Annotated in this window: 1 pseudogene; it reads right to left on the bottom strand. The window is 46.3% G+C overall.

Annotation, left to right across the window (positions count from 1 at the left end):
- Positions 1 to 341, bottom strand: a pseudogene (locus K1F36_RS19180) (hypothetical protein); the annotation flags it as partial.

The following is a 341-nucleotide window of genomic DNA, read 5'->3' as shown; positions in this document are numbered from 1 at the left end:
CAGTTAAGACCGAACTCTTCTTGTCTTTCAACACCTAAAAACTTCCACTTCTGCGCCACATCGTTCCCCAGTGGTGAGATACCGTTGTCATTGTACCCTTTGTGCTTAAGGCCGAAAGGATAGTAGTTGTTCTCCTCCACAATTTCCAGACCACCGTTACCGTCTTCCACATAGCTCAGGCGTATATTACCCAAGTGGTCCTTGTATTGGTACACATAATCATAACCGTTCATTCCATCAGGCGTCACATAGCCCTCCGATTGGCCAAAGAACTGCAATACATTGTCCTGGTATACAAAATTGCCCGCATAATCTGTCACAGAACTTCCCGTGGACACCGT

This window comes from Flagellimonas abyssi, from assembly GCF_019457905.1.
GTDB lineage: Bacteria > Bacteroidota > Bacteroidia > Flavobacteriales > Flavobacteriaceae > Flagellimonas > Flagellimonas abyssi.
The sequence above is the reverse complement of the archived record's forward strand: the minus strand, read 5'-3'. Positions and strand labels throughout refer to the sequence as shown.